General features: G+C 50.7%; 1 protein-coding gene. It reads right to left on the bottom strand.

Features of this window, described 5'->3' with window-relative positions:
- Window positions 1-8: 8 nt before the first annotated feature.
- Window positions 9-668 (bottom strand): endonuclease (locus R7040_RS27010; protein ID WP_318097679.1); only part of this gene is annotated, 660 nt, incomplete at its 5' end.

Raw genomic sequence — 668 nt, 5'->3', positions numbered from 1 at the left:
TCCCCCACTCACCAGTAGAACGTCTCTACTTCTTCCGGCAAATCATCAAGAGGAGCAAGCACGTCCTCATCAACAATGTACCGTGGCTTCACAGAGCCAGTAACCGTTACACGGCACCGCTCTGATGACTTCTCTCTGTACTGGTCAACATCCTCAGGCTTCACGCCTGACGCCTTATCAGCCAACAGCTTTTTGTAGTCTACCCGGCCAGCCGCTTTGTATCTCGTTACCATCACACCGCAGTAGTCGGCATGGAAGTATTCCCCCATGAGGGACTTCATGGTGTCGAGATGAGGCTTTTGCCTTTCTTGAAGCTCAGACAGTCGCTGTTTCAGCTCCTGAATCTCAGCATCATAGAGGCGGTATTCCTCAGCAGCAGCAATCCAACGGTTGACCTCTTCACCTTGCGGTATGTACAGGTCTCTCTCTGGATCTTTGTCGGGCTCCTTCTTGTCTACTACCTGTTGCCAGAACTTTTTAGCCTCGGCCAAGATTTCTTGAATCATGGCTTCGTCTCGGAGTATTGGAAACTCCTGAATCTGACCTTCAAAGTAGAAGACTAACCAGCCTTGCTTGGCCCCCGTTACCAGGAGCTGGTGTTGCACCTGCGGGTAATAAAGCTGGTATGCCTTGCTGTTTGCTTTCTCAGCACAAACATCTTCCCAGAC

Source organism: Vibrio sp. 1069 (genome assembly GCF_033340555.1).
This window is presented reverse-complemented; position numbering and strand designations above follow the sequence as displayed.